Raw genomic sequence first — 4,374 nt, 5'->3', positions numbered from 1 at the left:
ATCACCGCAGGCGTGATCGGGCTTCGCACCGGCACGGTCGATTCGATCGCGATTGCTCCTTACGGATGGATGGCCGTGGTCGTGATGGGCGCTGCGATCTCGATCCTTGGTCTCGGCAAACTGTGGGAACGTGATGAAGGGGAAAGTCTTCCCCGCCGCATCGTGTTAGCCGGCGTCGGCGGCGGCGTGGGGCTATTCGCCTATGCGATGAACGGATTCCTGATGCTTCCGATTGATGCCGGTTTGACGCGAAATATCGATTCCACGACGCTTCCGCAAGCGCTCTACAGCGATGGCATTCCGCGTGCTTCAGCGATGATGGCACACTTTGCTGTGCTGTTTGCCTTGCTGCGTTGGTGGCGACCGGTCGATCCGCTGCGTCGACATCGGCTAAGCCTATGGAGCGTTGCGGTGGCAGTGGTGGGCGAATGGGCGGTCCACCAAGTGCTGCCGATCCCACAACCGTTTGGGATGCTGATCGCCGGCGGTATCGCGATCGCCATTCAAATGTCAGCTCCCTGGATCAATCCTCGCGTCAAACCGGAACGGATCCCACATACGCCATCCCAGCCCGCGGCGGCTCGTACGGCTGATGATGGAATCACTCAAGAACTTGCAAACGCTAGGGGGTCAGCATGAACACGTCGCATCACCGCGCGGCTGCATGCCGCTGCCAAATCTTAACCCCGCTGGTTGCCGTGCTGATGGTCATTACCGTAGGCCCGATGGTGGCGATGGCGGTAGATGACGTAGCCAAGAAAGTGGAAACCTCACTTGCCGACACCAAGGTGGGTGCAGAAGCGAAGTCCGGCGACGATTCCGAATCGGATGCAGTCAACGCAACCGACGCGTCCGCGATGACCGAGACGGCCTCGGAATTGTCGGTCGCTCCGCTAGACCAATTTAGCTTTCCCGATGACCGACCCGCTTGGCTAAATGATTTGCCCAAGCTCGACGGAGATCTGCAGTCATGGGTCGTCGTCTCGTCGCCGGCCGACAGCCGTACCGAGAGCGAGGATGAACTGAAACGGCTGCAGCGAGCGGCGTTGGTTCACTATGTCCAAGGGCAAACCGATGGCGACGCAAGCCACGAATATTTGTCGGTCACCGACGAGTGGATTGAGAACAATTTGATCACCGATCGCTATGCTGGCGAAGTCAAACAAGGTGACACGATCCTTTACGAAAATGCGGTCAAGCTGAGCTTTGATAAAGCGATCCAAAGCGAGATCGCACTGGCGTGGAAACGGGTTCAAGTTCGCGACCGCTTAGCCGCCACCGGCGTCCTGGTGGTGGGCGGACTGTTTTGTCTCGTCTTCAGCTCTTTCGTGACCGGATTGATTGGCCGACGGGTAAGCCCGGCAGCGGATCCTCAATAACCCCGCCGGTTCGTTTGCCGTAGAATAGAAAACGGTGCAAACGAACGAACACAAACGGGGGTGAGTGCGATGCGATGGATTTTGCTAATGCTCGTAGGCGGGTTGCCTGGCTGGGGGTGGTCCCAAACGTTTGAAGTAATTCAGCCATCGGGGGCTCGCAGCACGGTGATCGCGCTGCATAGGGATACGATGGAAATTCGTGATGCCACCGCGGGCCGCTTGCTCTATCTTCGCGATCCGAGATTTGATTCGCTGGACGGACAATATGCTGGCTATTTCCACCCTGAACTAAATCGCGTTTTGCGATTCCCACGGTCCGGCCGCGGTGACATGTGGATGGCCGACTTGGATGACGTGTCGCCTCGTTTCCAACCAATGACGGGCGTGCTGCGTCCCACCAACCCCGACTCGCCGCCTCCGCCGGGATTGAACCATGGCTTTTTCCCCGGTGGATTTGGACCGATTCCCTCCTTCATGCCAGCACCGCTGGTTCCGGCTCCATTTGTTCCGGCACCGTTCGCCCCAGTGGCTCCGGTTTGGGGATCAGGAATCACGGCAACCATCGGACCGCCCCCGATCTCAGCATATCCCCCAATCCGTCGTCGCCCCCAATCGGTGCTGATTGATTCTCAAATCGTTGCGGGACCACCGTTGCCCCCAGTCACCGTTGGGCTCCGCAATGGAAGTCCGAGTGATCTGGTGGTCACGATTGTGAATTTAAAAGACGACTCGAAGACCGAGCAGATCAAAATCAAACCAGGCGATGTGGTGAATCGTCGGTTTTCTCGCGACTCAGCGGCGGAACAGATCGAAACTTACCGCGTCATCAACGAATTCGGTGATGTGGTGACGCGGCAAAATTCGCTGCCCCTGGCGCCCGAAGTGCTTTACGAAATCGTGGTGCATCAGTGGCAAGTCCAATCGATTGCGATCGATCGCACGGGCAAGAGCCCCAATGTGATTGAGGATATCCATTATCAGGGAAAAGGGCTCGGGCGTTTTCCGCTACCGGCCGGAGCAGACCTTCAATCCGGTGTGATTGATGTCTATCGAGCGGCAATCAATCAGGGCAATCCGGCGACGGTGGCTCCCATCACCACTCGATAATGACGTCGTGAAACGGTGATATCGTTGTTGCCGCAGCTCCAATTTGCTTGTAATGCCCCCAGCGTCGCGGTGTGATTCGCAGGCCAACATACAAATTCATCCACCGCATCGTCCCATTGGACCTACTGAATTCCGTAATTACATTAGGCTGGTCCATCCATCTCGCGTCCGGCCCCTGACCGCGACCTGAGATCCGGTATGTTTTTTTGGTTGCACGCCCGTCACGTTCACCTTGCATGTTCCATTTCATCGCCCTTAGTGTCGCAGTGCTGATGCTTTTTGTGGCGAGGTTTTACTCGCCGCGGCATGCGGCTCGCGTTGGTTGGGGCATTGCCTTTTTGGTTCCCACGTGGCTGGCACTGTCCGTTGGCGCCGCCGATGTTACCGTGCGATGTGTCGTTGCTTTGATGGCAGTTGCTGTTGTTGTTGTAAAACCGCGTCAGTTCGTCTTTGCCGGTTTCTCATGGATCGATCTGTTGCCGGTCGTGATTGTGATGACCGCTGCGATCAGCACGACCTTGAACGACCACTTCAGCCCCACTGTGATCCTCAGCCTGCTGGCGCAGTGGATGTTTCCCTACATGTTGGCAAGGTTAATCCTGGTTCAGGACCAAGACGCGATCGATTTTGTTCCGTTAGCCGCCACGGTGGCGTTGTTGCTAGCGGGGGCGATGATCTTTGAATCGGTTGCGGACTACAACCTTTTTAATACGTTGCTCGGCCACGAAGGATCATCACAAGGTGATTCGGGACACCGCTTAGGATTGAAACGTGCCGAAGCTTGGTTTGGGCATCCGATCTATGCCGGCCTCGTGCTTGCCCTCGCATCGCCGTGGGTATTCACTCAGGCATATCAAAGTTTTTGGGGACGTGGATCAAAGTTTTGGCTGGTTGGCCCGGTGATCCTCGCGATGGGCACGGTCGCAACACTCTCTCGCGGCCCTTGTATGGTTTTGGGTGGCGTGATACTTGGACTCGTTTGGTACTATTTCCCTCCTATTCGCCTATTCTCGCTATTTGCATGTGTATTGGTCATTGCGACGAGTATCGTAATGCTGCCAACGATATTAAAGATGGCAGATTCGATCGAAAACCAAGATGGTATTCGTGAGATTAAAATCGAAGATGAAACGTATACCTATTCGGGGACGCGACATCGCTATCTACTATTTACCGTCTATAAGAAACCGCTTTCTCAAGTCGGTTGGATTGGATATGGAAACTGGGGCACATTACCTCAGCACGAAGCAATGCTAGAACCTCATCTGCGAGGTCTCTTTCTGTCCGTCGATAATCATTACCTGCTTCATTACTTGAACACGGGTGTCGTCGGTTCGATTGCATTTCTATTGCTTCCCATCGGTGTTTTCATGGCTTTTTTGCGACAACATACGATGTTGACTCAGCCGACCGAATTCTTGACGGTTGCCTTATTGTCCTCCGTCATGGCCACGACGGTGGTGATTATCACCGTCTGGATGGCAGAACCCTATAGCTTTGCTTTCTTATTCAATGCGGGATGCATCGTAGGACTTCTCGTCTCGGCGCGTCGCTCGACGCCCATGGTGGCTCGCAAAGCGCGCCGCTTGCAAACGGTGCGACCGCAACCGGCATCCACGACGAACCAAGATACGAGTTTCTAAGAACCGAAAGCTTGCGATTGCGGATTAGCGGTAGAGTGTATTCCATTGGATTTAAGCAGCTAGGCAGAAGTCTTTCCCTATATTAGCCGCTCGCGCGTCAGCGACCGGGTTCCACGCATTACCCGGTGCCTTACGGCTCTCGGCTCAACAATGCGATTTGCATGTCGATTAAATCAACAGGCTGCTAACCACGGTTCCGACATTCAACCGGGGCTAGCGCCCAAACGGCTAACGGGATTTCCACC

The 4,374-nt window shown here is 55.4% G+C and carries 3 protein-coding genes and 1 pseudogene; all 4 read left to right on the top strand.

Features of this window, described 5'->3' with window-relative positions:
- A pseudogene (locus tag RMSM_RS40965) lies at positions 1-639 on the top strand (hypothetical protein); the annotation flags it as partial.
- Positions 636-1,379 carry a hypothetical protein gene (locus RMSM_RS14770; RefSeq protein ID WP_008697554.1) on the top strand — a complete coding sequence of 248 codons (744 nt, stop codon included), beginning with the start codon at positions 636-638 and terminating at the stop codon, positions 1,377-1,379. The pseudogene RMSM_RS40965 and the gene RMSM_RS14770, both read left to right, overlap by 4 nt.
- Positions 1,380-1,439: 60 nt before the next feature.
- Positions 1,440-2,486 carry a hypothetical protein gene (locus RMSM_RS14765; protein ID WP_008697552.1) on the top strand — a complete coding sequence of 349 codons (1,047 nt, stop codon included), beginning with the start codon at positions 1,440-1,442 and terminating at the stop codon, positions 2,484-2,486.
- A 236-nt stretch (positions 2,487-2,722) separates the two neighbouring features.
- Positions 2,723-4,129 (top strand): O-antigen ligase family protein, encoded by a 1,407-nt coding sequence (locus RMSM_RS14755; RefSeq protein WP_008697550.1) that lies wholly within the window; start codon positions 2,723-2,725, stop codon positions 4,127-4,129.
- Positions 4,130-4,374 lie beyond the last annotated feature (245 nt).

Origin of the sequence: Rhodopirellula maiorica SM1, from assembly GCF_000346295.1 — a bacterium.
Lineage (GTDB): Bacteria > Planctomycetota > Planctomycetia > Pirellulales > Pirellulaceae > Novipirellula > Novipirellula maiorica.
The sequence above is the reverse complement of the archived record's forward strand: the minus strand, read 5'-3'. Positions and strand labels throughout refer to the sequence as shown.

Bases quoted from the DNA above. Each gene is read 5' to 3' on its own strand.
- RMSM_RS14770 (WP_008697554.1), top strand. From the start codon at position 636: ATGAACACGTCGCATCACCGCGCGGCTGCATGCCGCTGCCAAATCTTA.
- RMSM_RS14755 (WP_008697550.1), top strand. From the start codon at position 2,723: ATGTTCCATTTCATCGCCCTTAGTGTCGCAGTGCTGATGCTTTTTGTG.